Origin of the sequence: Halorubrum marinum (assembly GCF_048381195.1) — an archaeon.
Classification (GTDB): domain Archaea; phylum Halobacteriota; class Halobacteria; order Halobacteriales; family Haloferacaceae; genus Halorubrum.
Genome location: NZ_JBLWMM010000006.1, coordinates 551951 through 575870 on the forward strand (window position 1 = coordinate 551951; position 23920 = coordinate 575870).

The window sequence follows — 23920 nt, forward strand, 5'->3', positions numbered from 1 at the left end:
AAAACCCACCCTCACCCCCACGTCCACTGCGAGTCCAACACGAACCGGTAGATTCCGCTTATCAGGATCGCGCCGACGTTGGCGACGAGGTACATCATCCCACCCCACTCGACGAACGCGTAGAGCACGCCGAGCTGGATCGGGATCGCGGTCCCGCGAACCACGTTCGTCTGGAGCAGCCCGGTCAGGTAGGCTCTGACGCCCGTGTTCTGGCTCGCCTCGAACGTCCACGCGTTGTTGAAGACGTACGACAGGACGATCGTGATCTCGATGGAGACCGTCGCGCCGATCAGGTAGTTCATCCCGATCCCGTCGACGAACAGCCACAACAGCGTCATCTGTATCCCGGCGGTGACCGCGCCGACGACGACGAACCGCCGCAGTTGGACCGCGATCGGCCCGCCCGCGAGGTTGCGGAGGACGGCCCGGACCATCAGCGATAGCCGAGCGCTTCCAGCCGAGCTTCGAGGTCCTCGCCGACCTCGTCCGCGTCTCCCGCTTTATCCCCCTCGCTGTCCCCGCTCTCCGCGTCGGCCCGCTCCGCCGCCCGCTCGTGCAACGCCGCGGCGTGCTCGGCCGCGATGGGGGCGAACCGGTCGATGACCGCCCGCTCCTCTGCGGTCGAGTCATCCGACCGGTCGTCCTGCTGTGTCGGGTCCGAGGGCCGGTGGTACAGCTCCGTCGCCCCGGTGTCGGTGTTCTCGATGTACGTCCACGTCGCGTCCCGCACGCTCACGAGCAGGTCGCCGTCGTCGATCGACCGCGGGATCGGCTGCTGGGTTATCTCCTCGCCGCGAACGCTGACGGACACCACCGGGTCCCGCGCCGACTCGCCTCCCGCCTCACCCGTCACGTCCGCCTCGCCCGTCACGTCCGCCTCGCCCGTCACGTCCGCCTCGCCCGTCACGTCCGCCTCCCCGCGAACCGCGGGCGCGGCCGACTCCCCGCGCCACTCCGAGGGCGACTCGACGCCGAGCAGGTCGGCGATCGTCGGCGGAATCGCGTCGAGCCCGACGTGTTCGGCGACCCGACCGCCGTCCTCCCCGGGGACGTTCACGATGAAGGGGACGTGTATCAGCTCGTCGTACAGCTTCGGGTAGTGCGCGAGGTGGCCGTGCTCCTGAAACTCCTCGCCGTGGTCGCCCGCCACGACGATCGCCGTCTCGTCGGCGACCCCGGCCGCCTCCAGCGCGTCGAGCACGCGACCGACGCTGGCGTCCACCTGCCGCACCGCGGCCTGATACAGCGTTCGCAGGTCGCGTAAGGTCCGCTCGCCGACCTCTAGCCCGAGGCTCGTACGGGTGTGCGCGTGGAGCATCCGATGCGTGCCGACGAGCCCGTCGGACACCTCCCGGATGTACCGCGGCGACGGGACGTACGGGGTGTGCGTGTCCATGTAGTGCGTCCACAGGAAGAACGGGCCCTCGGTCTCGTCGATGAACGCGGTCGCGGCGTCCTCCACGTCGAACATCCGCGACGCGTCGAGGAACGGGCGCTCGTCGGTCCCCCCGCGGAGCTTCGCACCGAGCCGCCGCGCCGGAGACGTCAGGAGCTGAATCCACGCCTCCACCGTCGGGTGCGCGGCGAGGTATCGGCTGTACCGACTCGATCCGACGTTCGTCATGAACGGCTCGAACGCGTCGAACCCGTCGGGGTATCCCCAGTGCGACGTCAGAAAGCCGTTCGCCGCGTTGAACCCGCCCGTGGCGACTCCGGCCGCCGAGAGCACGGACGCGAGCGTCCGGGCACCGTCTACGCCGATGTCGCCGTTTCGCGCGAACACGGGCTCGGACGCGAGAATCGAGGGGAACGAGAACGGCGTCCAGTTTCCGGTCGCGAACGCCCCCTCGAACACCGTCCCGTCGGCGGCGAGGCCGTCGATGACGGGCGAGTGTCGGTCGTCGTCGTACGGGCCGAGCGCGTCCGCGCGCAGCGAGTCGATCGTGACGAGCACGACGTTCGAGACGGACGCCGACGCGTCCGTACGAGACGCGTTCGACCGAGCCGACGGATCAGACGCAGGCGGTGTATCCGGTACCATGATAGTTGAGAGGGAGCAGAGGGCGGGCAGTGACGCGTCCGAAAGCGGGAGACTCGAGTGAGGACAGGCCGAGCCGCGGACGGACGGACCCCGTGCGCGGCGCGGGGTTGGCGGTCCGACGTGCGGTCCGGCTTGCGTTGAGGGACTGCGTCACGCGTATAGCTCATATCCAGCCCGCGAGCGGCTTGAGGATTCCGGTCACGGAACGCGGGCGGAGCTAGCTATTTGCCCGCGGCCGTCGAAGACCGTGCATGAGCAACGAGTCGGACGATCGCCGTGATGTCGACGAGGCCTCGACCGAATCGAATCCGGCCGACGAAATCCCCGAGGAGGTCCCGGGCGAGTCGCGACTGATCGAGACCAACGGCGTCCGTCTCCACGTCGTCGAGGCCGGTCCCGAAGACGGAAAGCTGCTCGTTCTACTTCACGGCTTCCCGGAGTTCTGGTACGGCTGGCACGAGGCGATTCTCCCGCTGGCGAACGAGGGCTACCGCGTCGTCGTCCCCGACCAGCGCGGCTACAACCTCTCGGAGAAGCCGCCCGACGTGAGCGACTACCGGATCGACGAACTCGCGCGCGACGTCGTCGGCCTGATCGACGCGTACGACCACGAGACGGCGGCGGTAGCCGGACACGACTGGGGGGCCGCGGTCGGCTGGTGGCTCGCGCTCCACCACCCGGACCGCGTCTCCGAGTTCGTCGCGGTCAACGTCCCGCATCCGACCGTCTTCGAGCAGGCCCTCCGAAACTCGTGGGACCAGCGGCTCAAGAGCTGGTACGTGCTCGCGTTTCAGCTGCCGATTCTCCCCGAAGCGGTCGCCAGCGCCGGCAACTGGCGGCTCGCCGTGCGGGGGCTCCGGGAATCGAGCAATCCCGGGACGTTCGACGAGGAGGACTTCAGGCGGTACCGCCGGGCGTGGAACCGCGACGGCGCGTTCGAAGCGATGGTGAACTGGTACCGGGCGATCGTCCGCGACCGTCCGACGCCGAAGACGACCCGCGTCGAGGTGCCCACGCTCGTGATCTGGGGGGCACAGGACCGCTTCCTCACGAAGCGGATGGCCGGCCGAAGCGTCGACCACTGCGCCGACGGCCGGCTGCTCACTATCGACACCGCAACGCACTGGGTCGTCCACGAGGAGCCGCACCGCGTCGCCAAAGCGATCGCGGACCACGCGGACCCCCTGCCGCCGGGCGCACGCGAGTGACGGGCTCGCGCCGCACAGTTTTTGTGTCGCGGCGGCGACCGGCTTGTATGCCCATCGATCGATACGCGGCCGCCGTCGACGACCTCGACCCCGCCGCCGGAGACGTCGAAAGCACCGAACTCGTCGTCAGCGACGACGTGCTCGTCAAGGCGTTCGTTCTCGGCCCGGGTGCGGCCGTCGAGCCCCACGCCCACGCCGACGCCACCAACGTCTTTCACGTCGTTGCCGGCGAGCTCACGGTGACGAGCGGGGAGGAGACGGAGACGCTCGCCGCCCCCGCCGTGGTCCACAACGAGCGCGGCACCGTCCACGGCGCGCGGAACGACACGGACGAGCGGGCCGTCCTCACGGCGAGCCTCTGTCCCCTCCCCCGATAATGGACGGCGAGATCGATCCCGACGAGCTGGCGGCGCTGCTCGGTGTGGATGGAGATGCCGACGGCGAGTCCGATATCCGAATCGTCGACATCCGCGATCAGCGGGCCTTCGATCGGGGACATATCCCCCGCAGCGAGTGCATTCCGTTCCCCGAGCTGACGACCCGGGTCGCGGCGCTTGCGGGCGCTTCGCGGATCGTCACGGTCTGCCCGCACGGAGTCGCCAGCCGACAGGCGGCACAGCTCGTCGGCAGCTACGCGGGGACCCAGCAGGCCCGCGTCGACAGCCTCCGCGGCGGGATCGAAGCGTGGGAGCGCGACGTCGGCGAACTAAAGGCCACCCCGCCGGACGGCGACGGCTCCGCGGACGCCGCCGCCGACGCGTCTCCGAGTGCGAACGACGGCCCCGACGCCTCCGACGCCCCATTCTAATTATTCCCGGCGACGACCGTTCCGCACGCTCGGCACGCCAGACGCGAGAACTGCGAGAGCCGAGAGAACTGCGACGAGAGCGGTCGCCGGACCGAATCCGGGAACCTCCCCGTCGGTGACCCCGCCGAGGGGGACGCCACCCGCCACGTCCACCGTCGCGGACGCCTCGTCGACGGGTCCGACGACGCGCACCGTGACCGGTCCGGAGCCGCCGCTCGCGTCGAGCGCGAGGTCGCGCGACACGGTCGTCTCGGCGGTCGCGTCGAGCCGGACGCGCTCGGTCGCGAGCACCGCGCCGTCGGCGACGAACTCGACGACACCCTCGGCGGGGATCGCCGCGTCGTTGCCGACCGTCGCCGTCACGCGCACCGACTCTCCAGCCTCGACGGCGTCGCGGTCGGCGGTGACGCCCCTGACCAGCACCGGGGCGGGCTCGGTGACGACGACCGAGAGCGTCTCGCTTCCGACCCTGACCTCGTGCTCGCCCGGCTCGCGAAAGGCGCGTTCGAAGCGCACGGCGGTCTCCCCGCCGGGCTCGACCGTTCCGTTCCGCTCCGCGACCGACTCGCCGTCGACCCGGAGCGTCAGGTCGTAGCTGCCGGTCGAACCGCCGGTGTTCGAGACCCCCACCGAGAGCGCGAGCGTCTCGTTCGCGACGAGTTCGACCGGATCGCGCTCGACGGAACGGTTTCGGAACGCGCCGGTCGCCTGCACGCCGTCCGCGTCGAGACCGTAGCCGATCCGCGCCGGCGTCTCGCCGAACGCCTCGGCGTGAGCCGCTCGGTCCCACGTCGTCGGCGTCTGGCTCGTGCTCGTCAGTCGCTCGGCCGTCGCGCGAACCTCGGCGGCCGCGTCTTCGTCGCCGCCCGACGCGGCGGCCGACTCGACCGCGCCGAGGACGTCGCGGTTCGCGATCGGCTCGGGGGCGTCGTTCAGCTCGCGGAGGACCGTCGCCAGCGACGCCGAACCGTCGGAGGCGAGTCGGATCCGACGATCGAGTTCGGCGGCGACGAGCGCTCCCTTCACGTACTCGGCGTTGCCGCTCCACGTGCTCGGATCGGCGAGGACCGCCGACGCCCCCGGCTCCCGTTCCCCCCGCGCGAGCGTCCGCTCGAAGTCGTCGAAGTCGACGTCGCCTCGGTCGAGCGCGAACAGGGCGGCGTAGTAGGTGGCCGATCCCTCGGTGAACCACGCGCCGCTCGCTTCCGCGCGGTACGACTGACGCGTGTGGACGTACTCGTGTGTCCAGACGTCGTCGGCCGAGTCCACCGGTTCCCCGTCGCGGACCCAGAGGTCGGCGTCGCCGGTCTGGAGCCCTCGAACGCCCCACGACACGTCTCCCGTCGGGGCGGCCACCGCGAACACCGCCCCGCCTGCGGGGTCGGAGCCGAGAGCCGTCTCCGCGCCCTCGAAGGCCGAGAACACCGCGTCCGGATCGACGGTCAGATCGGCCGTCTCGGGGATGATTAGGCGGTACCTGTCCTCGTGAACTCGTTCCTCGTACGGCCCGAGGAAGGCCATCGACTGAGAGGCGACGCCCTCGCCGTCGACGACCGTCTCGCGTTCGAGCCGCACCTGTCCGCTGAACCGTCCGGTGTACGACCACGCGGCGGCGGTCCGCGGCGTCTGGACGAGCGCCCACTCGCCGGCGTCGACGAAGCGGTAGGTGCCGCCGGCGGCGATCGGTCCGCCGTCGTCGTTTTCGACCGTGTCGTTGGCGGCCATCGCGTAGGTGAGCGACGGGGAATCCGTCCGGCCGTCCCAGGCCCAAACCGACCCGTCACGGTCGGCGTCGTCGACCCGCTCGAAGCCCTCCGCGTCGATCGGGGCGTCGGTCGCGCTGTACAGCGTAACTTCCAGCTCCGTGACGCGGTCGGGGATCTCCGCCCGGGTCGTGACGCCGACGGTACCGGGATCGTCGGTCAGAGAGAGGCCGTTTTCGAGGTGGATCGCATCTGTGTCCTCGGTCTGCGTCGCAGCTGTCGTCGCCCCCGTGCGCGACGCGGCAGCGTCGCGCGGTGATCCCGGGCCGCGTGGCGACGCCACCGCGTCCGACGGTCCGAGAACCGCAGAGCGCGTCGCCGCTTCGGCTGCGGACACGGGGTGCTCCCCTCTTTCCGGACCGGCCGTGGAGACGTCCGTCGCACCGGGGACGACCGAGGCTGCCCCGGGAACCACGACACCCACGAGGAGCGCGACAGCGATGAGTGATGCGACGGCGACGAGAACGAGAGGCCCGGACGCGCGTGAGTCGCGCCGGGAAAGGAGCCGCGTCATGTGTTCGATGGCTCCCGCTCGTAGTTAGTGCTGTGTGTTAGACCGATGAAACGTCGGGGATGGAGGGAGCGTGTGACAGGCCCCCCCATCTCGGGCCACGGCGTCGGGTCGTATTGGTATACGGTCCCTTCTCGTTCAACGCGGAGCCCCTTTCGCCCAATGTGGGCCCTCTTCTCGTTCAACGTCTGAGGCTTCTTCCCGCTCAACAGCCGGTTTTCGGCCTCATATCCCGTGAATCCGCGCCGTCCAAAAGTCGCGAAACGCGTCCGAAAGCGCCGACTCCGGCTTCCCGGTCGCGTCGGAGACGTCCGTCACGTCGGCGTGTGAGCGTACGCCTCCGAGAACGCTTCGCTCCCCCACGACGACCACGCGGTCGACGTCGTCTGCGCTGGCAACGGCGGACAGGGCCCGGTTCGCTCGCTTCAGGTGGTCGTCGATCTGTCCCTCGCGGCGTCGCTCGAAACGGCCCTGTGAGAACCCGCCCTTCGAGTGCGCCTCTTTCACGTCCGAGGCGAACCCCTCGAAGCCGACGCGCTCGTCGCCCTCGTAGGTTCCGAGCGCGAAGGTGTCCGAACGAACGAGGGCGAACGCGAACCGCCCGGTCGGTCGGAACCAACTCCGGTCGAGCCGGAACGCGTCGTCCCACCCGTCGAACGGGTCCGGGTGGATCGACGGAGTGATCGCGGCGCTCACCGCGCCGGCGTCATCGGCGAGAACGACCGCGGGCGCGGCCCGGCGGACGAGCGCGGTTCGGTCGCCGAACCAGTCCGAGACGGTCGCGGGCACGGCGTCGCCGTCCGGGACGAACGCGGTGAGCAGCCCCTCCGGGTCGTCGCTCGCGACGCCGCGGAAGCGCCCGAGCACGTCGTCGAGTCGTGCACCGCGCACGTCGCTCACCCGTCGGAACTCGACCGCCTCCTCCTCGCCCCTCGTGCGGTCGAGCCGCTCTTCCAACGACTCGATCCGGTGTTCGAGCTCGTTGACCTGCTTTTCGGCCCGCTGGCGGTCGGCGACGGCGTCAGCGCGGCGCTCCTCTTCGGCCGACGCGCGCCGTTCGAGGTGCCGTTTCTCCTCTTCGAGCTCCTCGATCCGCTCTTTGAGCCCGGCGCGCCCGAGCAGCCTGTCGATCATACCACACTCGCATCCGGCGACGACCTAAAAGGTACGTTCATCGCGAGATTGGAGATGGTACGTCGGTCGATACTACGGCTGCGAGTCCGGGATCGCACAGCAGCGGACGGTTCGGTACCGTTAGACGAGAGAATTAGGGACCCGGTACCGGTCCGCGTGCTCGTCGGTCGCTACACTATCGCGAGCGTTCGGACGAACGGGACGCCGACCGCATCGGAGATTCCCGCGAACGGAAGCACCGCCAGCACGAGGATCGCCGAGGCCCACGCGATGAAGCCGATGATCCCGGCGTGTACCCAGGAGGTGCCGTACCGCCGCCGTATCAGCCAGACCCACGCGAGCAGCGGGATGAACTCCCCGATGAGCGGTATCCACGAGAGGAACAGCGCCGACAGCCCCCAGACGATCGCGCCGAACAGCGCGGTGAACACCGCGTGCCCGTAATCCCGCGTGCCGGTGACGACGGCGGCGGCGATGAAGATGGCCAACCCGCCGACGAGCAGTCCGACGACGAACGTGGCGACCGATCCGATGAGACTCATGACCTCCTCGTTTCAGGTCCGGATACTTGGAGTCGTCGCTCGGGCGCGGGCAACGCAGACGGTGGCCCTTTGTAACTCGGCCGACTACCGCTCCTGATGGATGTCCGGCTGACGTACGAGGACGGGACGATCCGAGTCGACGCCGGCGGTGACGGTGGTGCTGGGAGCGTCGATACCGAGCCTCCGTCGCTCCCGCCGCTACCGGGCGTCGAGACGGACCCTCGATCCGGGACGGCTCGGGCACCCGCCTACCGCTACGCCGCGATCCGCCGGGCGCTCGAGGTCGCGGGCGTTAGCGTCGACGACCGGGTGTTGGACGCCAGCGACCGCGCCGCGGACGACGCGGGACTCCCGGCGACGCTCTCGACCGACTACGACCTCCGCGAGTACCAACGAGAGGCGCTCGATGCCTGGCGTGACGCGAACGACCGCGGCGTCCTCGAACTCCCGACCGGGGCCGGAAAGACCGTTATCGCGATCCGGGCCATCGTGGAGCTCGGTGTACCCACGCTCGTGGTCGTTCCGACCGTCGACCTGCTCGACCAGTGGCAGCGAGAGTTGGAGACGGAGTTCGACGTTCCGATCGGGCGGTTCGGCGGCGGCGAGCAACGGCAGGAGGCGGTCACGGTGTCGACGTACGACTCCGCGTATCTCAAGGCCGAATCGATCGGCGACGCCTTCGAGTTCGCCGTCTTCGACGAGGTCCACCACCTCGGTGGGGAGGGATACCGGGACGTGGCCCGCCTGCTGGCGGCACCGGCTCGGCTCGGGCTCACGGCGACGTTCGAGCGACCCGACGGCGCCCACGAGACCGTCGCCGAACTGATCGGCGAGCGCGCCTACGCACTCGACGTCGACGACCTCGCCGGGGATCACCTCGCGCCGTACGACATCCGGCGGATCGAGGTGGAGCTGACTCCCGACGAACGCGAGCGGTACGACGAGAAGCAAGGCACGTTCGTCGAGTACGTCCGCGACGCCGGGATCACGTTCACGAGCGGGAGCGACTACCGAGAGCTCGTCAAGCGCTCCGGGAACGACCCCGCCGCGCGCGAGGCGCTCCTGGCGAAAAACGACGCCCGAGAGATCATGATGAACGCGAGCCGGAAGGTCGACCGGCTCGAATCGATCCTCGACCGCCACCGCGACGACCGCGTGATCGTCTTTACCGCTCACACCGACCTCGTCTACCGGCTCTCCGAGCGGTTCCTCTTGCCCGCGATCACGGCGGAGACGGGCGCAACGGAGCGTCGCGAGATACTGCAGCGCTTCCGCGAGGGGACGTACGGCCGCGTCGTCGCCGCCAACGTCCTCGACGAGGGCGTCGACGTCCCGGACGCCAACGTCGCCGTCGTGCTATCGGGCTCCGGCAGCGAGCGCGAGTTCACCCAGCGGCTCGGCCGAGTACTCCGTCCGAAGGACGACGGCGGACGGGCGATCCTCTACGAGGTGGTCTCGACGGAGACGGCCGAGGAACGCGTGGCGAGTCGACGGCGGTGAGGCAGGGGCGAGTCTCGCTGACGGCGGGGTGACAGTCCGACCACTGGCACGCTCCCGTCACGCTCCGTCTCGTCGACGGCGCGATCGGAACTCACGCAGTCCGAACAGGAGGTACAGCGCACCGAGCAGTCGGAGAGCGGGCGTGAACCGCTCGGCCCACACCACGGCGTCCGGATCGGCGTAGAGCAGTCGGCTCGCGAACTCGCGGTACGCTCGCGGCGCGATCAGTAGGACGGCGCCGAACCCGCCAGTGACGTACAGCATCCAGGCGTACGCGCGCCCGCCGAGTAGACAGACGGCGGCGACCAACGCGCTCTCGGCCCGGATCGCCGGTTCCGCACCCGAGCGCATCTCGGTCTCGGCCGCGTTCTCGATCGCGACGGTCTCGTACGCGTCGACTATCCGCTTCGGAGTCACGGCCGTGACGCCGCCGAGGACGCCGATAATCGCTCGGATCATGGGTGACGCTACGTCGCGACCTCATCTAACCCTACCAGTAATTCCCACGTTTCGGGGACGCTAGCGGGTATTCACGACCTCGGGACCGAGGCAGTTTCGGGGACCGATACAGATGCGGCGGGCGTTGGCGTATTCCACAGTCGTTAGGGTTCGGTGGTGTGACAGTGGGGATATGGCGGTTCCCGGAGCAGTCTTCAAATATTACCTCTACAAAGCGACCGAAGCGGTCGAGTTCTATCGGCCGATCATGTACCTCTACCTTCTCTCACAGGGGCTCTCGTTCACGCAGATCGTCGTCATCGAAGCGCTCTACAACCTGGCGACGGTTCTCGGGGAGGTGCCGACGGGGTACGTCGGCGACCGAATCGGCCGTCGAAATAGCCTCCTCGTCGGATCGGCACTCATTACGGCGACGTTGGTCGGAATCGCGTTCGCCGCTTCGTTTCTCGCGTTTGCCGCCTTGTTCGTCTGCTGGTCGCTCGGCTATAACTTCCGCTCGGGAACGGAAGACGCGTGGGTGTACGAAACGCTCACGGACGTCTCTGCGAGCGACGAGTTCACTCGGGTCCGCGGACGCGGACAATCGGTCGCCTTGTCGGCCGGTGTCGGTGCGTCACTCGTCGGCGGGTATCTCGGGGGACTCGACCTCACGTACCCGTTTCTCGTGGCTGCGCTGTTCACCGGAGTGGGGCTGCTCGTGATCGCGACACTGGATGAACCGGCGACGTACACGGAGAGCGGTTCGAGCGAGATGGGGATCCGAGAGGCGTGGGGCGTCGTCACGCAGGCCGTCGGCCAGCGTCGCCTCCGGTCGTTCATCCTCTACTACTTCGTGCTGTTCTCGGCCGTTACCTATCTCGTGTTCATCTTCCTCCAACCGGTCTTCGAGTCCGTCGTGACCGGCCTGAACATGCGTCTCACTCTCTCACTCCCGGTTCCCGGTCGAGAGCGTCCCTCCGGGCTCGTCGTTTCGACTGATAACGTCGAAACGCTGCTCGGGGTGTACTACGCGGCGATCAATCTCGTCTCGGCGGCGATCACCTACCGTATCGGGTTCATTCGGGAGCGGGTCGGACTCCGTCGGTGGTTCGTCGTCATCCCGCTCCTCGTCGGTGGCTTGTTGACGGCGATGCCGTTCGTGCCTCCGATAGCGCTCGTCGCGTTGTTCGTCGGGTGGGCGTGTGTCGAGCCGACGCGAGTGCTCGCTGGACAGTACGTGAACGACCGCATCGAAACGCTCGGTCGTGCGACGGTGTTGAGCGCGATGGCGATGGTGAGCGCCGTGACCGTCATCCCGTTTCAGCTCGGGAGCGGCGTGATCTCGGACGCCGTGTCACCCTTGATCGCCCTCTCGGCAGCGGGTGTGATACTGGTCGTCGGCTCGGTCGTGATCTTGCTCTGGGAATCGCCGATCGAAGAGCCACCGACCGGCTCACCTTCACGAACCGGACCGGAGTGACCGAGCCGTTCGCGGTCACGCTGTCGCGGTCGTGAGCGGTAGGATCACGAGCGTTGCGGTGTGAAAAGCGGCGCCGTTGAAACCTTCTCCATCCGATACAATACGGTATGAAACAGCCGGTCGGTGACGGTGCTTCTTGACCGATAGCGGGAGTCGGTGTATCAGCGTGGTCGATCAGTTATTTATACGTGACTGACGACTCTGCGGTGACAGCCTCCAAAGCCCCAGTCGCGAGGACTCGCGTCGCTCGCTGCGGTGCTTCCGTCGCCGAGCGTCGTCCTCGCGACAGGGCGAGAGCGGAGCTCTCGCTTGCAACCGGCGCGTAGCGCCGGTGACTGCCCCTTTGAGCCCCACCCAACCGCCCCACACCTCACACCTCCCCAGCCTCGTCGGTGGTCCTTCGCTTCGCTCCGGACCACCGACTCCCTCGCACCGGCTGCCAGAGGGACCTTCGGTCCCTCGCTACTCGCGGCCCTGCGGGCCGCTCACCGGGGCGCGCCACCGCACAACTATTTATAAGCGATCGTCGCCGCCGCTCACGGTTATTTAACTACCGGATCACCGCCACCCATCCGCAATACCCACTCCCGCTATCTATCGTCGCTGTGTCTGTATGGATCGCGACCGAAACCAGTTATATCAGCTACTGGGAATTTCAACAGAGCCGGGCTCAGTCTCAGTCGTCGCCGTCGATATCGAGCGAGCGCTTCTCGCCGAGCTCTTCCTCCAAACTACCGCGCTCCCAGCTCCGGACGGCGTCGCCCTCGACTTCGGCGCGGAGCTTCTCTTCGAGGAGGTTCACGGCGACGCTGTTGGCGCCCTCCGGGATGATAACGTCGGCGTGTTTCTTCGACGGCTCGATGAACTGCTCGTGCATCGGTTTGACCGTCGAGAGGTACTGATCGATGACGCCCTCGAGGTCGCGGCCGCGCTCGATGACGTCCCGGCGAATCCGGCGTAAGATCCGGACGTCGGCGTCGGTTTCGACGTACAGCCGGAGGTCCATCATCTTGTTTATGTCCTCGTCGTACAGCGCTAAGATTCCTTCGAGCACGATGACGTCCGTCGGCTCGACCGTCACGCGCTCCGGCTTGCGGTTGTGGACCTCGAAGTCGTACTGCGGCATCTGCACGGACTGCCCCTCCAGCAGCGATTCGAGGTGCTCGCGGAGCAGCTCCCACTCGAACGCCGCCGGGTGGTCGTAGTTGACCGACTGCCGCTCTTCGAAATCGAGGTGTGACAGGTCCTCGTAGTAGTTATCGAGGGGGATACGAGTGACGCTGTCGCCGAGATCGCGAGTGACGAGGCGGGAGACCGTCGTCTTCCCCGCACCCGTCCCTCCCGCGATCCCGATCACGAACGAGGGAATGGTCATACCGCCGTTCAGGTGGCGGACGGTTTGAAGCCTGCTTTTTCACCGCGAGCTTTGAACGGCGGTAGAGCGCTGTCTCCGTACCGATCGGCCGTCTACGCCCGGAATCCCTATAACGGTATCGGGGGCACCTTTTAGCCGCTCGCGTCAGATCCACGTTGTATGCGAACAGACACCACGGTCCGGGACGTGATGCATCGAGAGTTTCTCGGAGTGAGCGAGTCCGACCCCTTGGCGGACGCGGCGGCGCTCCTCGTCGAGGAGGAGACGAACTGTCTCGTCGTGTTACGCGGCGGCGAGTCGGTCGGACGGTTAGGCTGTCGGGACGCGCTCGGCGCGCTGCTCGACACCGAGAGCGACGGCGGCCTCACCGGCGACGGCCCCACCGGTGACGGCCTCACCGTCGGCTCCGTGATGGGACCGCCCCTCCCGACCGTCACGCCGGACGATTCGCTCGCCGTAGTCGAGGAGCGGCTCGTCTCCGAGGGCGTCGATCGGCTCGTGGCAGTCGACGACGGGAAGGCCGTCGGCGTCGTCACCGCGGGCGACACGCTCGCCGCGGGCGCACCGCGGACCGGAGACGGCGCATACGAGACGCCGATCGACGAGGATGCGATGGCGGAGCGGCGCGCCGCCGACACGCCGATCGCGGGCGCCAACGGGGGTGTCGACCCCGCGATGGAGGCCACCTCGACGGACGCTTCCGGGTCGCCGACGCAGGGCGTCTGCGAGAGCTGCGGCGGGCTCGTGCCCGAGTTGGTAACGATGAACGGACAGGCGGTCTGTCCCGAATGCCGGGACGTGTGAGCGGATCCGCGTTCAGGCGTGGCCGCCAGCCGAGCCGGCGGCAGGCTCAACACGCTGCACGCTGAACAGCTGATTCATGACTGACGGCGAGGCCGCCGGGGTCGCGATCGGTCCCGCGACGATCGACGACGTCGATGCGGTCACCGACCTGTGGATCGCGCTCGCCGCCGGACAGCGGCGACACGGCTCCACCCTGCTCGCCGAGGAGAACCGCGGCGCGGTTCGCGAGTGGGTCGCGCGCTCGACCGTCACCGGAGAGCTCCTCGTTGCCCGGGCGACGGAGGGCCACGCGGACCGCGTCCCGGTCGGCTTCGTCGCCTTCTCGCTCGAGCGCGGCGGGTACGACCGGGATCGGACCCGCGGGACCGTGAGCAACCTGTTCGTCGTGCGTGAACGACGAGGGGACGGGATCGGATCCGCGCTCCTGTCCGCGGCTGAGCGGGCGCTTCACGAGGCGGGCGCGAAAACGGTCGCGCTGGAGGCGCTCGCCGACAACGAGCGGGCGCGGGCCTTCTACGCCGCCCACGGGTACGAGCCGCACCGCGTCGAGCTGACGAAGTCCGTGTCCGCGACCGAACCCGAAACACACGCACCCGACGATACCGGGTGACCGGAGGGGGAAGTCTCGCTCGCCGAAAGCGACACGCACTCATACGAGGACCGAGTACGGCCGCTTGCGCCAGGGGAGCATGGGCGGTTCATGCACTCGACTTGTAATCGAGACTTCCGGGGTTCAAATCCCTGCCCTGGCTTCGTACTTCCGTCCGAGACCCGCGCCGCTACCCTCGGGATCGGTTTATATACACCCCGAACCGATCCGCGGTATGGACCGGACCGACACCGCGCTGCTCGGCGTCGCCGGGGTCGTCGCCGCCCTCGTCCTCGCGATCGTCTTCGCCGCGGGGGTGTTGTTCGGGCTCGACGAGTCGGTGACCCGGCCGATTCGACTGCTCGCGGTCGAGCCGTTCGCGTGGATCGTCGTCGCGGCGCTGATCGTGGCGGTCGTCGGCCACGCGTATATCGACCGCTGACGGCGCGGGGTGAGAGCGATCTGGACCGCGAGCGCCCGCTCAGCGGACGACCGTTACGGGCACCGGAGCGTTCTTGAACACCGACTTCGCCGTGTTACCGGCGAGGAGCCGGTCGGCGAGCGACCCGCTGTGCGTCCCGATCACGACCGCGTCGAACTCGGCGGCGCGCTCGACGATCCGACTCGCCGGTGACCCCATCTCGGTCTCCACGTTGACCGCGACCCCGTACTCCGAGGCGATCTCTCCCGCCCGTTCGAACACGTCCTCGGAGAGCTCTCGAACTCGCTCCTCGCTGTCTTCCGCGAGCGCGATCCCGGTTGCTGCTCCCATCATCCCGGAGGGTTCGCCAGCGACGTGTAACACCGTCACGTCGGCGTCTCGATGCACGTCGAGCGCGTAGCGTAGCGCCCGTTCAGAGAGCTCTGAGTCGTCCATCGCTACCAGTACGCGTTCGATCATGTGCCATGTACACACGCAACGCGGATAAACGCTCGTGCGGTCGGTCTACTCGATCGGCGGGTCCCCGCTCGACTCCTCCGGTGATTCGTCCGCGGACTCCTCCGGTGATTCGTCCGCGGACTCCTCCACTGACTCTCCGGCGTCGACTTCGCGGATCGCCCGGATGAGGACGTCGATCGCGGCGGCGACCGCGCCGCGTTTCACCGCGCCGCGGCCGCCGTCGAGGACGAATCGCTCGCTCCGGACGAAGGAGGCTCCGGTCCCCCACGGCGCCGCGTACGCGACGCCGACGTACACGAGGCCGACGGGTTTCTCCGCGGTGCCGCCGTCCGGTCCCGCGATCCCGGTAGTGGCGACCGCCCACGTCGTGCCCGCGCGGTCCCGCGCGCCCGCCGCCATCTCCTCCGCCACCGCGGCGCTCACCGCTCCCTCGGCGTCGAGCGACTCGCGGGAGACGCCGAGCAGCTCGCGCTTCGCGTCGTACGCGTAGGTGACGAACCCCCGGTCGAAGTAGGCGCTCGCGCCCGGGACGTCAGTCACGCGCGACCCGACCAGTCCCCCGGTGAGCGACTCCGCGACCGCGAGGGTCTCCTCCCGGTCCGTGAGCAACGGGCCGAGCGTCGCTTCGGGAGCTGAGTCTCCGCCCCGCGCGTTCCCGTCGCTGTCGGACTCGTCGCCTGCGCCGTGACCCGCGTTCATATACGCACTCCGTCCGCCACCGCCGTGGGGTTTACGCTCGGGCGGCCGCAATCTCCGCTTATGACCGACTGGGACGCCCGGTTCGCGGCCGGAGAGTATCCGCGAGCGCCGGAGCCGTCCGCCGTTTTGCGCGCCTACGAGCCGGAAATTCCCGGTGGCCGGGCGATGGACGTGGCGGCGGGCACGGGCCGAAACGCCGTGTTTCTCGCCGAGCGGGGCTACGCGGTCGACGCCCTCGACGCGTCCGCCGAGGGGCTCGCCGTCGTCCGCGAGCGCGCCGCGTCGGCGGGGCTCTCTGGCGGCATCGAGACGATTCAGGGAGACGTTTCGACCTACGCGTTCCCGACGGCGGAGTACGAGCTGATCGCGATGAGCTACTTTCATACCCTCGACCGATTCGCGGACCTGGTCGAGGCGCTCGTCCCGGGCGGCTACCTCTTCGTCGAAGGCCACCTGCGGTCGACCGACGCGACGCCCTCTGGCCCGAGCGACGACCGATACCGGTTCGCCGCCAACGAGCTGCTCCGAGCCGCGCTCGGGTTGACGGTGGTGTACTACGACGAGACGACCCAAGAGCGGCCGACCGACCGTCGTCGCGCGAGTGTGCGACTGCTCGCACGGCGCTCGACCGGCGGTCGCCAGTCGTATCCGGTGCGGCCCGACGCGGGGCTCGTCGATGAGTGACGGGTCCGCGAGCGACTCCGAGTCTGCCGTCTCTCCGACCAGGTCGCTCACACGTCTCGTCGAGGAGGCAGTCGACGGCCCTCTCGACGACGGGGTACGTGTTCTCGGACGGACGGATATGCCCGGTCCCGCAGACCGCCTCGCCGACCTCGTCGCCGGCGACGAGGCGATCGTCGGCGTCGTCCCGCGAATACCGGCGTCGCTCGCCCGAGAGGTCGTCGACTCGGTCGACGGGGAGATCCGACTCGTGCTCACCGGTGACGCGGCGGCGACGGTCAGCGGCGTCTCCGGGCGCGCGGTTCGGACGGCCCTCGCGGGTCACGACGTTTCGGTGTCTGCCCACGACGGCGACTCGCCCGTGGGCGTCCTGCTCGTCGGCGATCGAGCCGTCGTCGGCCTGTTCGACGGCGACGGGCTCGCCGCGTTGCTGTGGACCGACGCGCCCGCAGTCCGGCGGTGGGCGGCAGACACGTACCGGCGGTACGCCGCGGCGGCCGCCCCGCTGTAAGCTGTGAAATGACGCGTGCGGAAGCGGTAGTTCGGGTGTCGGCCGCTCCCGCCGACGCGTCGCTCCTGTCCGGGCGAAATCGGTGTATCCTTTTTTATTCGGGCCCGTCGAATGGGAGGTATGAAGGCGCTCCTCCTGCTCGTCGCCGGTCTTGTGGGACTGATCGAGACGCTCGCTCCGCGGCAGATCGTTAGCCTGTGGACGCGACTGATGTACCGCGACGCGGCCGACGCGGAGCCGAGAGGCTGGCTGCCCGTCGCGGCTCGGATCGAGGGTGCGATCCTCGTCTGTGTCGCGCTCGTCGGCCTCTTTCGGCTCGCGACCGTCGATGACGACCCGGAGGCGGACGGTTCACTCGTCGACGCCACGAGTTGAACTGACTCGACTCAGTCGTCGACCGCGTCCATCGGCTCCTCCCGATCGATTCCGACTCCTGAGTCGCCGGTCGCGTCTCTTGCATCGTCTTCCGTGTTCCCGTCGTTGTCGTCGGTCAGATACGATCGCCCGTCCGGTCGCTCGCCGGTCAGCACCACGTGACAGTCGCGACAGCGGGCCTCGTACGACTCTTCGGCTCCGACGAGGATCGTCGGGTCGTCGGTGTGGGCCGGCTCTCCTTCGATGAGCCGCTGATTCCGGGAGGCGGGCTCGCCGCACTGCGAGCAGATCGCCTGCAGCTTGTCGACGTACTCGGCGGTCGCCATGAGCTGCGGAAGCGGCTCGAACGGCTCGCCGCGGAAGGTCTGGTCCGTCCCCGAGACGATCACACGAACCCCGTTGTCCGCGAGCGCGTTGCAGACCTCGACCAAGGCGTTCGAGAAGAAGTTCGCCTCGTCGATCGCGACGACCTCCGGATACGGATCGCCGTCGAGGATCTCCAGCGGTCCGTCCCCCTCGTTGGCGACGACGCGTGCGTCCCACTGGCGGCCGGTGTGCGTCCCGATCGTCGTCTCGCCGTAGCGGTCGTCGACCGCGGGCTTGTAGACGGCCACCGACTGCCCGGCGATCTCGGAGCGTCGCAGCCGCCGGAGCAGCTCTTCGGTCTTGCCCGAGAACATCGACCCAGAAATGACCTCGATCCAGCCGGATCGAGTGATCGCGTGCATGTACTCACGGGGACGACCCAGCGACTAAATCGTTTCTCTCCGTCGCGGTGGGCGGCTTCAGACACCCGCCGCGACCGCGACGAGCACCGACGCGACGACCACGTACGTCGCCGCCGAGAGCGCCCAGTCCAGGCGGATTCGGGCGAGTCGCTGGCGCGGGAGCCCTCGCGCTCTCGGAAGCGGACCGAGCGCGAAGAAGCCGACCATCAGCGCGACCATGACGACCCCGGCTATCGCGACCGTCGCCGCGATACCGGTTCCCACCAGCGACTCGACCGCCGCGACGAGGCCGACGAAGAGGACTCCGGATCCGCCGCCGGCGACGTAGTGAGCCCACGTCGCGAGCCGGTCGGGGGCACGGTCGACGGCCGTGTCGGTGAGCACGGCGGCGGCGACCTTCGGTGCCGTCGTCCCCTCGGGGAGCCGCGCCATTACGGGATCCATGGCGAGCGTCGCGAGCAGTCCGACGACCGGGCCGATCGCGAGCCCGGCGAGCAGCGAAAACGTAGCCATCGATCGACGGTACGGCCGGGACCGGTATCAGGGCGTCGCTGGCGGATCAGCTGTTCGCCACCGGCTCGCCGCCGATGACGACCCGGGACACGTCGGCCGCGCCAGCGCGCCGCACGATCGCCCGAACGAGGTCGTGCGCGCCCGCGAGGTTGTCGGAGTCGCCGTCGAGGACCAACAGGTCCGCGTCGGCACCCTCGGCGATCACGCCGCGGTTCACGCCGGCGATCGCGGCGCCGTTGACCGTCGCCATCCGGAGCACGTCCCGAGCGGGAAGGTCCGCGAGCTTGGCGGCGAACTCCATCTCGCGGAACATCGACGGGGAGTCGAGCATCACGTTGTCCGTGCCGAGCGCGACGGTCGTCCGCTCGGCGAGCTCGCGGATCGGCGGGACGCCGACCTTCGTCACGAGGTTCGACCGCGGACAGACGACGACCGGCGTTCCGCGGTCTTCGAGCCGATCGAGGTGGATCGGCTCGGCGTGGACCATGTGGACGAGGAAGTCCGGATCGAGGTCCATCGCCGGGTTGACGTCGTCGGCGTCGCGCTCGCCGGCGTGGATCCCGAACAGCTTGCCCGCCTCGCGGGTCTCCGCACGCACGGTGTCGAAGTCCGCGTCGCGAGCGCCGGACGCCCCGTATCCGTCGGCGACGGAGAGCACGTCGGGGTCGTCGCGGCCGAGCGCGACCGCGTCGATCAGCCGCTCGCCGAAGTTAACGCCCTCACCCGCGACCGCGTCCCTGAGCGCCTCGATACCGGGGACGCCGCCCTCGCGGAACTCGACGAACGTGCCCGTGCCCGTCGCCTCCATATACCGGAGCGTCCGCGCCATGGCGGCCACCTTCTCCGCGTGGCTCGCCGAGCGGAGCAGCCGGTGTTTGAGCCCGTCCGGCGGCGCGACGAGTTCGTCGAGCGAGAGGCCTTCGCCGGCTTCCTTCGCGATGGAGTCGCCGATGTGCGTGTGGGCGTTGACGAACGCGGGGAGGATCACGTCGCCGCCGTCGACCGTCTCCTCCTCCTCTATCCGGACGATCTCGCCGTCGTCAACGACGACCCGTCCCTCGACGGGTTCGAAGTCGGTTCCGACGAGTATCGTCCCCTCAAGATGCATACTGCACGGTCGCCAGCCCGAGGTTAAAACGTCACGGGAACCGATCGGCGCTCTCTTCGCCGGTCGCCGGGTACCGACTCACTCGAACTCGTCGAGGGTCGTCGGCATCGCCTTCCGAGCTTCGCTCACGAGCGCGTCGGGGTTGAGTCCGAGCACGTCGGCGGCCGCCCGCCCGACGCGGTCCGTGGCGGGCGCGGGCGCGTACACGCCGAGCCGCCACTGGTTGCGCTGGGCGGTTCGGAGCGCGGAGACCAGCGGCGACTGGCGTTCCAGCCGCCGAACCTCGCCGTTGACGGTGACCCGAGCGGTCGACTCGCGCATCGACGGCTCTGACGGCACGTCGAGGATCACGTGTTCGCGGTCGACGCCCGCCTCCTCCGCGATCTCCCGTTCGAGCCCGACCGCAGTCGTGTGGTCGGCCTCGTGAACGCGGTCGGGGACGTCTCCGTACTCCGCCCACACCGCCAGCTTGTACAGGTCGCGCTCGTCGTAGCGGCGGGAGAGCTCGGCCGTCTCCGGACAGGCGCGGATCGCGGCGAGGAAGTCGTGGTCGTCCATCCGTCGGAGCGCCGGCGCCGTCGTCGCGGTCGCGTCGAGCAGCTCGCTCGCCGCTCGCCGCAACATCGCCTTCGAGATGCGCGCGACGTGATGGGTGTACACGACCGGGTTCATCAGCGCCCGCGCGAGCAGGAGGCTCTCGGCGGTCTGGACGTTCCCCTCGTCGAGCGCGAGCCGTGGGCCTTGGGTCGTCGACTCCGCGGGACCGTCTCCCGCGTCGCCGTCGACGAACGTCAGCTCGCGGACGAATCGCTCCGTGTCGATGGTCCCGTACGGGACGCCGGTGTGGTAGGCGTCCCGGACGAGGTAATCCATCCGGTCGACGTCGAGCTCGCCCGAGACGAGCTGACCGTACGTCCCCTCGCCCGCGACGAGCCCGGCGATCCGGTCGGGGTCGAGGTCGTACTCGCGGAGGACGGCGCCGACCTCGCCCGTCGCGAGCAGCTCGTCGACGTCGTCGTGGTACTTGCCGGTTCGCCGGTGGGTGAGCGCCTCTAGATTGTGGCTGAACGGCCCGTGACCCACGTCGTGAAGCATCGCCGCCGCCTCGATCCGGTCGGCCTGTTTGCCGCCGATCCCGAGGTGGTCGAGCGCGCGGCTGGCGAGGTGGTAGACGCCGAGGCTGTGCTCGAAGCGGGTGTGGTTCGCTGAGGGGTAGACGAGCTGGACCGTCCCGAGCTGTTTGACGTGTCGGAGCCGCTGAACCGCGGGAGTGTCGAGGAGGGCCGCGGCGACACCGTCGATCTCGATGTGGTCGTGGACGGTGTCCTTGACCGTGATCATGGGAGAGTGTTCGACGGCATCGGATAAAAGGAGCGGGTGTGGACTCGACGCACGCGGCGCTCACAGACCCGTGCGACCGGCTCGTCACGGCCCGGGAACTCCGATACGATTTATACGTCCCCTATACGAACGGTCGATCATGTACGACGTACTCGTCGGCATCGATAACGCGGACGATCGGCGCGCGGTCGCACAGGCGGATGCGATCGCCGATCTACCCACGTCGGCTGACGAAGTGACTGCACACCTGTGTTACGTGTTCCGAGACAACCCGGAGGGAGCCTCCGTCAACCAGCTCTCGGCGGTGCGTCGCGCCCGGGAGCGGCTGGAGGAGGCGGGCGTCACCTGTGTCCACTACGAGGCGAGCGGCGATCCCGCCGACGAGTTGCTCTCGGCCGCCGAGGACATCGCCGCCGACGCGATCTGCGTCTCCGGGCGCAAGCGCAGCCCCACGGGGAAGGCCGTCTTCGGCAGCGTGACTCAGGACGTGATTCTCGGGAGCGATCGGCCGGTGTTCGCGGTACCGGCGCCGAAACCGGAGTAAACGGTACCGGCGCCGAAACCGGAATTGACGGTGGGGGCGCACACGCCCCCTGTGGCACGCGGATCCGCCGCTCACAGCGCTTCGTCGATCACGCGGTCGGCGAGGCCGTCCGCAACCCGAGAACCTCGCGTGCAGCCGCACTCACCGCGTCGACGCGTTCTTCGGGACAGTACACGCCGAGCGTCCAGCGGCGTCGCTCGGCGCTCCGAAGGCCGGAAACGAGCTCCGAGGCGTCCTCCAGCCGCTGCGGGACGCCGTCGACCACCACGGTAGAGCCCGACTCTTTTAACCCGGGTCGTGAGGGGACATCCACGACGACGCTCTCGGGGTCCAGGCCGACCGCTTCGGCTATTTCGCGCTCTGCCGCGCGCTCCTCTCCGTGACCGGCGTCGACGGTACCGGCGGGCACGTCGCCGAGGCCGACCCACACCGCGCGCTTGTACAGGTCGCGACGCTCGATCCGGCGACCGAGCTCGGGGACCGCCTCACGCAGCGCGACGAGGAGGTCGTGGTCGGCCATACGCCGGAACGTCGCGGCGTCGGTCTCGCTCCGGTCGAGATAGCGCTCGCAGGCGCGTTCGAGCATCGCGCCAGCGACGCGTGAGACGTGGTGACGGTAGACGACCGCGTTCATCAGCGACCGAGCGACGAGCAGGCTCTCCGCGGTCGCGACGTTCCCCTCCGCGAGGACCAGCTCGGTGTCCGCGGGGTCACTCGCCCCCCCTCTGCTGCCAGCGAGTCGGAGCTCGCTGACCAGCCGATCGGTGTCGACGGTGCCGTAGGGAACCCCCGTGTGGTGGGCGTCCCGGACGAGGTAGTCCATCCGATCGACGTCGAGTTCGCCCGAGACGAGCGCGCCGAGACCGCCCTCGCCAGCGACGAGCGAGGCGACGCGATCCGGGTCGAGACCGTTTCGTTCGAGGATCTGGCACACGTCGCGGTCGGCGTCCGTCAGGAGCCACGCGATGTCGTCGTGGTCGCGACCGGTCTCGCGCCGGATGACGCCCTCCGTCTGGTGGCCGTACGGCCCGTGACCGACGTCGTGGAGCAGCGCCGCCGCGCGAACGTGATCGGCGGTGTCGTCGTCGATCCCGAGCCCCTCGACGGCACCGCACGCGAGGTGGTAGACGCCGAGGCTGTGCTCGAAGCGGGTGTGGTTCGCGGAGGGGTACACCAGCCGGACCGTGGACAGCTGTTTGACGTGCCGAAGCCGCTGAAAGGCGGGCGTGTCGACGAGCTCGGCGGCGAGGTCGCCGAGCCGGACGTGCCCGTGGACGCTGTCCTTGATCGCCTTCATTACCGACCGATCGACCGCCGGGGAATTGGTCGTTTCGGGTCGCGGTCGGACCGGCACTCGCCCCGAGTTACGACCGAGACTCGGCGACGACGACCGCGCCACGCATCCCGTCGTCGCGGTGGCGCTCGCAGGCGTACTCGTGGATCCCCGGCTCCTCGAAGACGTGTTCGAAGGCGTGTTCGTCCTCCTGTTTCTCCGGGGAGTCGGCGGCCTCGACGGCGACGCGGTCGCTCTCGAACGAACCGTCCTCGGCGACAACGCTGTGTTCGCCCGCGCCGGGGACCCAGCGCCACCTGACTGTCGTCCCGGGCGTCACGCGGAGCGCGGGGGTGTCGTAGACGGGCGCCGTGTTCCACTCTCTCGCGTCCGAATCGTACCCGCCGGGACCACCGACGCGCACGGTGACCGCATCCTGTCGGAGCGGATTCGCCGTCTCCGCGACGCCCGGCGTCTCCGCGAACCAGTCGCCGTAGTCGACCGGGGTCGTGTCGTACTCCGTGACGTACGACTCGATCTCCGGACCGACGACGAGCGCGCCCTGTTCGCCGATCACCTGATGCGGGCGACAGGAGTATCGGGTGATCCCCTCGTCCGCCTCGGTCACGGTGACCGAGTATTCGTGGCCCGCCTCGTCGGCGAGTGCGGACTCGATCGCGGCGGGACCGTCGTACGTGGTCACGTCGTGCGTGCCGGCGTCGCCGGTCCACTCCCAGCGGACCGTCGTGCCGTAATCGACCCACACCGCCGCGGGGTCGAACCGGAAGCCGTCGGCGGCGCCGACCGCGATCGCGACCTCGTCCTCGCCGCGTCGGTCGACCGTCCCGGCGTAGTCGACGCCGCCGTCGAACCAGTGACCGTACTCCGGCTCCGGCGCGTCGGTCGTGTCGGTGACTGTCTTGTCGCCGCCGGAGCCGCCGCGCTCGTCGTCACCGAGCGAGTCCAGCGAGTCGAGACAGCCGGCGAGCGTGCCGAGCGTTCCGCCAGCCGCTAGCGCTAGCGCATGACGGCGGGAGGTGGAGGGCATTCGCG

Annotated in this window: 26 protein-coding genes, 1 tRNA gene and 1 pseudogene; 13 read left to right on the forward strand and 15 right to left on the reverse strand. The window is 69.1% G+C overall.

Translation table 11 applies throughout. From position 1 onward, the window contains the following. Nucleotides 1-11: 11 nt before the first annotated feature. Both ACNSN4_RS12195 and ACNSN4_RS12200 read right to left on the reverse strand, forming a co-directional pair. Nucleotides 12-434, reverse strand: coding sequence for a GtrA family protein (locus tag ACNSN4_RS12195; RefSeq protein WP_418286087.1), 423 nt, complete (start codon nucleotides 432-434; stop codon nucleotides 12-14). Continuing rightward, on the reverse strand, nucleotides 434-2041 hold the full coding sequence (locus tag ACNSN4_RS12200; RefSeq protein WP_418286088.1) for a sulfatase: 1608 nt from the start codon (nucleotides 2039-2041) through the stop codon (nucleotides 434-436). Before ACNSN4_RS12200 ends, ACNSN4_RS12195 begins: the two co-directional genes overlap by 1 nt. Nucleotides 2042-2292: 251 nt before the next feature. Here ACNSN4_RS12200 and ACNSN4_RS12205 point away from each other — a divergent pair, with 251 nt between their 5' ends. Genes ACNSN4_RS12205 through ACNSN4_RS12215 form a run of 3 tightly spaced genes read left to right on the forward strand, consistent with a single transcriptional unit; the run spans nucleotide 2293 to nucleotide 4057 of the window. Continuing rightward, nucleotides 2293-3249 carry an alpha/beta fold hydrolase gene (locus ACNSN4_RS12205; protein ID WP_418286089.1) on the forward strand — a complete coding sequence of 319 codons (957 nt, stop codon included), beginning with the start codon at nucleotides 2293-2295 and terminating at the stop codon, nucleotides 3247-3249. 47 nt (nucleotides 3250-3296) lie between these two features. After that, on the forward strand, nucleotides 3297-3626 hold the full coding sequence (locus tag ACNSN4_RS12210; protein ID WP_418286090.1) for a cupin domain-containing protein: 330 nt from the start codon (nucleotides 3297-3299) through the stop codon (nucleotides 3624-3626). Next, nucleotides 3626-4057: a rhodanese-like domain-containing protein gene (locus tag ACNSN4_RS12215; protein WP_418286091.1), complete on the forward strand. Its 432-nt coding sequence runs from the start codon at nucleotides 3626-3628 to the stop codon at nucleotides 4055-4057. Before ACNSN4_RS12210 ends, ACNSN4_RS12215 begins: the two co-directional genes overlap by 1 nt. Here ACNSN4_RS12215 and ACNSN4_RS12220 read toward each other — a convergent pair whose 3' ends face one another. From ACNSN4_RS12220 to ACNSN4_RS12230, 3 genes are all read right to left on the reverse strand, one after another. After that, nucleotides 4058-6334, reverse strand: coding sequence for a hypothetical protein (locus ACNSN4_RS12220; RefSeq protein ID WP_418286092.1), 2277 nt, complete (start codon nucleotides 6332-6334; stop codon nucleotides 4058-4060). A gap of 222 nt (nucleotides 6335-6556) precedes the next feature. Beyond that, a complete protein-coding gene (locus tag ACNSN4_RS12225) occupies nucleotides 6557-7465 on the reverse strand; it encodes a Vms1/Ankzf1 family peptidyl-tRNA hydrolase (RefSeq protein WP_418286093.1) in 909 nt (302 codons plus the stop codon). 170 nt (nucleotides 7466-7635) lie between these two features. Next, entirely contained in the window at nucleotides 7636-8007 is a 372-nt protein-coding gene (locus ACNSN4_RS12230; RefSeq protein WP_418286094.1) for a hypothetical protein, read from the reverse strand. Between the two features lie 96 nt (nucleotides 8008-8103). On the opposite strand from ACNSN4_RS12230, the gene ACNSN4_RS12235 reads away from it, so the two are divergent. Then, complete coding sequence (locus ACNSN4_RS12235; RefSeq protein ID WP_418286095.1) at nucleotides 8104-9507, forward strand: DEAD/DEAH box helicase family protein; 1404 nt, start codon at nucleotides 8104-8106, stop codon at nucleotides 9505-9507. 57 nt (nucleotides 9508-9564) lie between these two features. Here ACNSN4_RS12235 and ACNSN4_RS12240 read toward each other — a convergent pair whose 3' ends face one another. Continuing rightward, nucleotides 9565-9966, reverse strand: a complete 402-nt coding sequence (locus ACNSN4_RS12240) for a hypothetical protein (RefSeq protein WP_418286096.1) — start codon at nucleotides 9964-9966, stop codon at nucleotides 9565-9567. A gap of 172 nt (nucleotides 9967-10138) precedes the next feature. On the opposite strand from ACNSN4_RS12240, the gene ACNSN4_RS12245 reads away from it, so the two are divergent. Beyond that, nucleotides 10139-11425: an MFS transporter gene (locus ACNSN4_RS12245; protein WP_418286097.1), complete on the forward strand. Its 1287-nt coding sequence runs from the start codon at nucleotides 10139-10141 to the stop codon at nucleotides 11423-11425. 676 nt (nucleotides 11426-12101) lie between these two features. On the opposite strand, the gene udk is transcribed toward ACNSN4_RS12245, so the two are convergent. Beyond that, on the reverse strand, nucleotides 12102-12800 hold the full coding sequence (udk, locus tag ACNSN4_RS12250; protein ID WP_418286098.1) for a uridine kinase: 699 nt from the start codon (nucleotides 12798-12800) through the stop codon (nucleotides 12102-12104). Between the two features lie 159 nt (nucleotides 12801-12959). Here udk and ACNSN4_RS12255 point away from each other — a divergent pair, with 159 nt between their 5' ends. The 4 genes from ACNSN4_RS12255 (at nucleotide 12960) to ACNSN4_RS12270 (ending at nucleotide 14635) form a co-directional block, all read left to right on the forward strand. Further along, nucleotides 12960-13604 (forward strand): CBS domain-containing protein, encoded by a 645-nt coding sequence (locus ACNSN4_RS12255; RefSeq protein ID WP_418286099.1) that lies wholly within the window; start codon nucleotides 12960-12962, stop codon nucleotides 13602-13604. A 76-nt stretch (nucleotides 13605-13680) separates the two neighbouring features. Next, on the forward strand, nucleotides 13681-14214 hold the full coding sequence (locus ACNSN4_RS12260; protein ID WP_418286100.1) for a GNAT family N-acetyltransferase: 534 nt from the start codon (nucleotides 13681-13683) through the stop codon (nucleotides 14212-14214). Nucleotides 14215-14282: 68 nt separating this feature from the next. After that, nucleotides 14283-14356: transfer RNA gene (locus ACNSN4_RS12265), tRNA-Thr, on the forward strand. A gap of 72 nt (nucleotides 14357-14428) precedes the next feature. Further along, a complete protein-coding gene (locus ACNSN4_RS12270) occupies nucleotides 14429-14635 on the forward strand; it encodes a hypothetical protein (RefSeq protein ID WP_418286101.1) in 207 nt (68 codons plus the stop codon). Nucleotides 14636-14674: 39 nt separating this feature from the next. On the opposite strand, the gene ACNSN4_RS12275 is transcribed toward ACNSN4_RS12270, so the two are convergent. Both ACNSN4_RS12275 and ACNSN4_RS12280 read right to left on the reverse strand, forming a co-directional pair. Next, nucleotides 14675-15094, reverse strand: coding sequence for a universal stress protein (locus tag ACNSN4_RS12275; protein WP_418286102.1), 420 nt, complete (start codon nucleotides 15092-15094; stop codon nucleotides 14675-14677). Nucleotides 15095-15226: 132 nt separating this feature from the next. Next, nucleotides 15227-15793 (reverse strand): annotated as a pseudogene (locus ACNSN4_RS12280) (CinA family protein); the annotation flags it as partial. A gap of 60 nt (nucleotides 15794-15853) precedes the next feature. Here ACNSN4_RS12280 and ACNSN4_RS12285 point away from each other — a divergent pair. From ACNSN4_RS12285 to ACNSN4_RS12295, 3 genes are all read left to right on the forward strand, one after another. Further along, a complete protein-coding gene (locus tag ACNSN4_RS12285) occupies nucleotides 15854-16477 on the forward strand; it encodes a class I SAM-dependent methyltransferase (RefSeq protein WP_418286103.1) in 624 nt (207 codons plus the stop codon). Then, entirely contained in the window at nucleotides 16470-16985 is a 516-nt protein-coding gene (locus ACNSN4_RS12290) for a transcriptional regulator FilR1 domain-containing protein (RefSeq protein ID WP_418286104.1), read from the forward strand. Before ACNSN4_RS12285 ends, ACNSN4_RS12290 begins: the two co-directional genes overlap by 8 nt. A gap of 120 nt (nucleotides 16986-17105) precedes the next feature. Beyond that, on the forward strand, nucleotides 17106-17360 hold the full coding sequence (locus ACNSN4_RS12295) for a hypothetical protein (RefSeq protein ID WP_418286105.1): 255 nt from the start codon (nucleotides 17106-17108) through the stop codon (nucleotides 17358-17360). Nucleotides 17361-17371: 11 nt separating this feature from the next. Here ACNSN4_RS12295 and ACNSN4_RS12300 read toward each other — a convergent pair whose 3' ends face one another. The 4 genes from ACNSN4_RS12300 to ACNSN4_RS12315 all read right to left on the reverse strand — a co-directional run bounded on the left by ACNSN4_RS12300 (nucleotide 17372) and on the right by ACNSN4_RS12315 (nucleotide 21050). Beyond that, the gene (locus ACNSN4_RS12300) at nucleotides 17372-18088 is read right to left on the reverse strand and encodes a thymidine kinase (RefSeq protein ID WP_418286106.1); all 717 of its coding nucleotides are present in this window, start codon (nucleotides 18086-18088) and stop codon (nucleotides 17372-17374) included. 57 nt (nucleotides 18089-18145) lie between these two features. Then, nucleotides 18146-18601 (reverse strand): hypothetical protein, encoded by a 456-nt coding sequence (locus ACNSN4_RS12305; protein ID WP_418286107.1) that lies wholly within the window; start codon nucleotides 18599-18601, stop codon nucleotides 18146-18148. A 46-nt stretch (nucleotides 18602-18647) separates the two neighbouring features. Then, nucleotides 18648-19709, reverse strand: a complete 1062-nt coding sequence (locus ACNSN4_RS12310) for an amidohydrolase family protein (RefSeq protein WP_418286108.1) — start codon at nucleotides 19707-19709, stop codon at nucleotides 18648-18650. 78 nt (nucleotides 19710-19787) lie between these two features. After that, complete coding sequence (locus ACNSN4_RS12315) at nucleotides 19788-21050, reverse strand: HD domain-containing protein (protein WP_418286109.1); 1263 nt, start codon at nucleotides 21048-21050, stop codon at nucleotides 19788-19790. Between the two features lie 139 nt (nucleotides 21051-21189). On the opposite strand from ACNSN4_RS12315, the gene ACNSN4_RS12320 reads away from it, so the two are divergent. Continuing rightward, complete coding sequence (locus tag ACNSN4_RS12320; protein ID WP_418286110.1) at nucleotides 21190-21594, forward strand: universal stress protein; 405 nt, start codon at nucleotides 21190-21192, stop codon at nucleotides 21592-21594. Between the two features lie 88 nt (nucleotides 21595-21682). Here the strand turns inward: ACNSN4_RS12320 and ACNSN4_RS12325 are convergent, their stop codons facing one another. Together ACNSN4_RS12325 and ACNSN4_RS12330 are read right to left on the reverse strand one after the other, a co-directional pair. Continuing rightward, entirely contained in the window at nucleotides 21683-22891 is a 1209-nt protein-coding gene (locus ACNSN4_RS12325) for an HD domain-containing protein (protein ID WP_418286111.1), read from the reverse strand. Between the two features lie 67 nt (nucleotides 22892-22958). Further along, the gene (locus ACNSN4_RS12330) at nucleotides 22959-23915 is read right to left on the reverse strand and encodes a halocyanin domain-containing protein (protein WP_418286112.1); all 957 of its coding nucleotides are present in this window, start codon (nucleotides 23913-23915) and stop codon (nucleotides 22959-22961) included. Between the last annotated feature and the right edge of the window lie 5 nt (nucleotides 23916-23920).

Bases quoted from the DNA above. Each gene is read 5' to 3' on its own strand.
- ACNSN4_RS12300 (WP_418286106.1), bottom strand. From the start codon at position 18,088: ATGCACGCGATCACTCGATCCGGCTGGATCGAGGTCATTTCTGGGTCG.
- ACNSN4_RS12295 (WP_418286105.1), top strand. From the start codon at position 17,106: ATGAAGGCGCTCCTCCTGCTCGTCGCCGGTCTTGTGGGACTGATCGAG.
- ACNSN4_RS12240 (WP_418286096.1), bottom strand. From the start codon at position 9,966: ATGATCCGAGCGATTATCGGCGTCCTCGGCGGCGTCACGGCCGTGACT.
- ACNSN4_RS12320 (WP_418286110.1), top strand. From the start codon at position 21,190: ATGTACGACGTACTCGTCGGCATCGATAACGCGGACGATCGGCGCGCG.
- ACNSN4_RS12210 (WP_418286090.1), top strand. From the start codon at position 3,297: ATGCCCATCGATCGATACGCGGCCGCCGTCGACGACCTCGACCCCGCC.
- ACNSN4_RS12220 (WP_418286092.1), bottom strand. From the start codon at position 6,334: ATGACGCGGCTCCTTTCCCGGCGCGACTCACGCGCGTCCGGGCCTCTC.
- ACNSN4_RS12290 (WP_418286104.1), top strand. From the start codon at position 16,470: ATGAGTGACGGGTCCGCGAGCGACTCCGAGTCTGCCGTCTCTCCGACC.
- ACNSN4_RS12325 (WP_418286111.1), bottom strand. From the start codon at position 22,891: ATGAAGGCGATCAAGGACAGCGTCCACGGGCACGTCCGGCTCGGCGAC.
- ACNSN4_RS12310 (WP_418286108.1), bottom strand. From the start codon at position 19,709: ATGCATCTTGAGGGGACGATACTCGTCGGAACCGACTTCGAACCCGTC.
- ACNSN4_RS12315 (WP_418286109.1), bottom strand. From the start codon at position 21,050: ATGATCACGGTCAAGGACACCGTCCACGACCACATCGAGATCGACGGT.
- ACNSN4_RS12270 (WP_418286101.1), top strand. From the start codon at position 14,429: ATGGACCGGACCGACACCGCGCTGCTCGGCGTCGCCGGGGTCGTCGCC.
- ACNSN4_RS12330 (WP_418286112.1), bottom strand. From the start codon at position 23,915: ATGCCCTCCACCTCCCGCCGTCATGCGCTAGCGCTAGCGGCTGGCGGA.
- ACNSN4_RS12235 (WP_418286095.1), top strand. From the start codon at position 8,104: ATGGATGTCCGGCTGACGTACGAGGACGGGACGATCCGAGTCGACGCC.
- udk (WP_418286098.1), bottom strand. From the start codon at position 12,800: ATGACCATTCCCTCGTTCGTGATCGGGATCGCGGGAGGGACGGGTGCG.
- ACNSN4_RS12260 (WP_418286100.1), top strand. From the start codon at position 13,681: ATGACTGACGGCGAGGCCGCCGGGGTCGCGATCGGTCCCGCGACGATC.
- ACNSN4_RS12200 (WP_418286088.1), bottom strand. From the start codon at position 2,041: ATGGTACCGGATACACCGCCTGCGTCTGATCCGTCGGCTCGGTCGAAC.
- ACNSN4_RS12255 (WP_418286099.1), top strand. From the start codon at position 12,960: ATGCGAACAGACACCACGGTCCGGGACGTGATGCATCGAGAGTTTCTC.
- ACNSN4_RS12230 (WP_418286094.1), bottom strand. From the start codon at position 8,007: ATGAGTCTCATCGGATCGGTCGCCACGTTCGTCGTCGGACTGCTCGTC.
- ACNSN4_RS12245 (WP_418286097.1), top strand. From the start codon at position 10,139: ATGGCGGTTCCCGGAGCAGTCTTCAAATATTACCTCTACAAAGCGACC.
- ACNSN4_RS12195 (WP_418286087.1), bottom strand. From the start codon at position 434: ATGGTCCGGGCCGTCCTCCGCAACCTCGCGGGCGGGCCGATCGCGGTC.
- ACNSN4_RS12285 (WP_418286103.1), top strand. From the start codon at position 15,854: ATGACCGACTGGGACGCCCGGTTCGCGGCCGGAGAGTATCCGCGAGCG.
- ACNSN4_RS12205 (WP_418286089.1), top strand. From the start codon at position 2,293: ATGAGCAACGAGTCGGACGATCGCCGTGATGTCGACGAGGCCTCGACC.
- ACNSN4_RS12225 (WP_418286093.1), bottom strand. From the start codon at position 7,465: ATGATCGACAGGCTGCTCGGGCGCGCCGGGCTCAAAGAGCGGATCGAG.
- ACNSN4_RS12215 (WP_418286091.1), top strand. From the start codon at position 3,626: ATGGACGGCGAGATCGATCCCGACGAGCTGGCGGCGCTGCTCGGTGTG.
- ACNSN4_RS12275 (WP_418286102.1), bottom strand. From the start codon at position 15,094: ATGATCGAACGCGTACTGGTAGCGATGGACGACTCAGAGCTCTCTGAA.
- ACNSN4_RS12305 (WP_418286107.1), bottom strand. From the start codon at position 18,601: ATGGCTACGTTTTCGCTGCTCGCCGGGCTCGCGATCGGCCCGGTCGTC.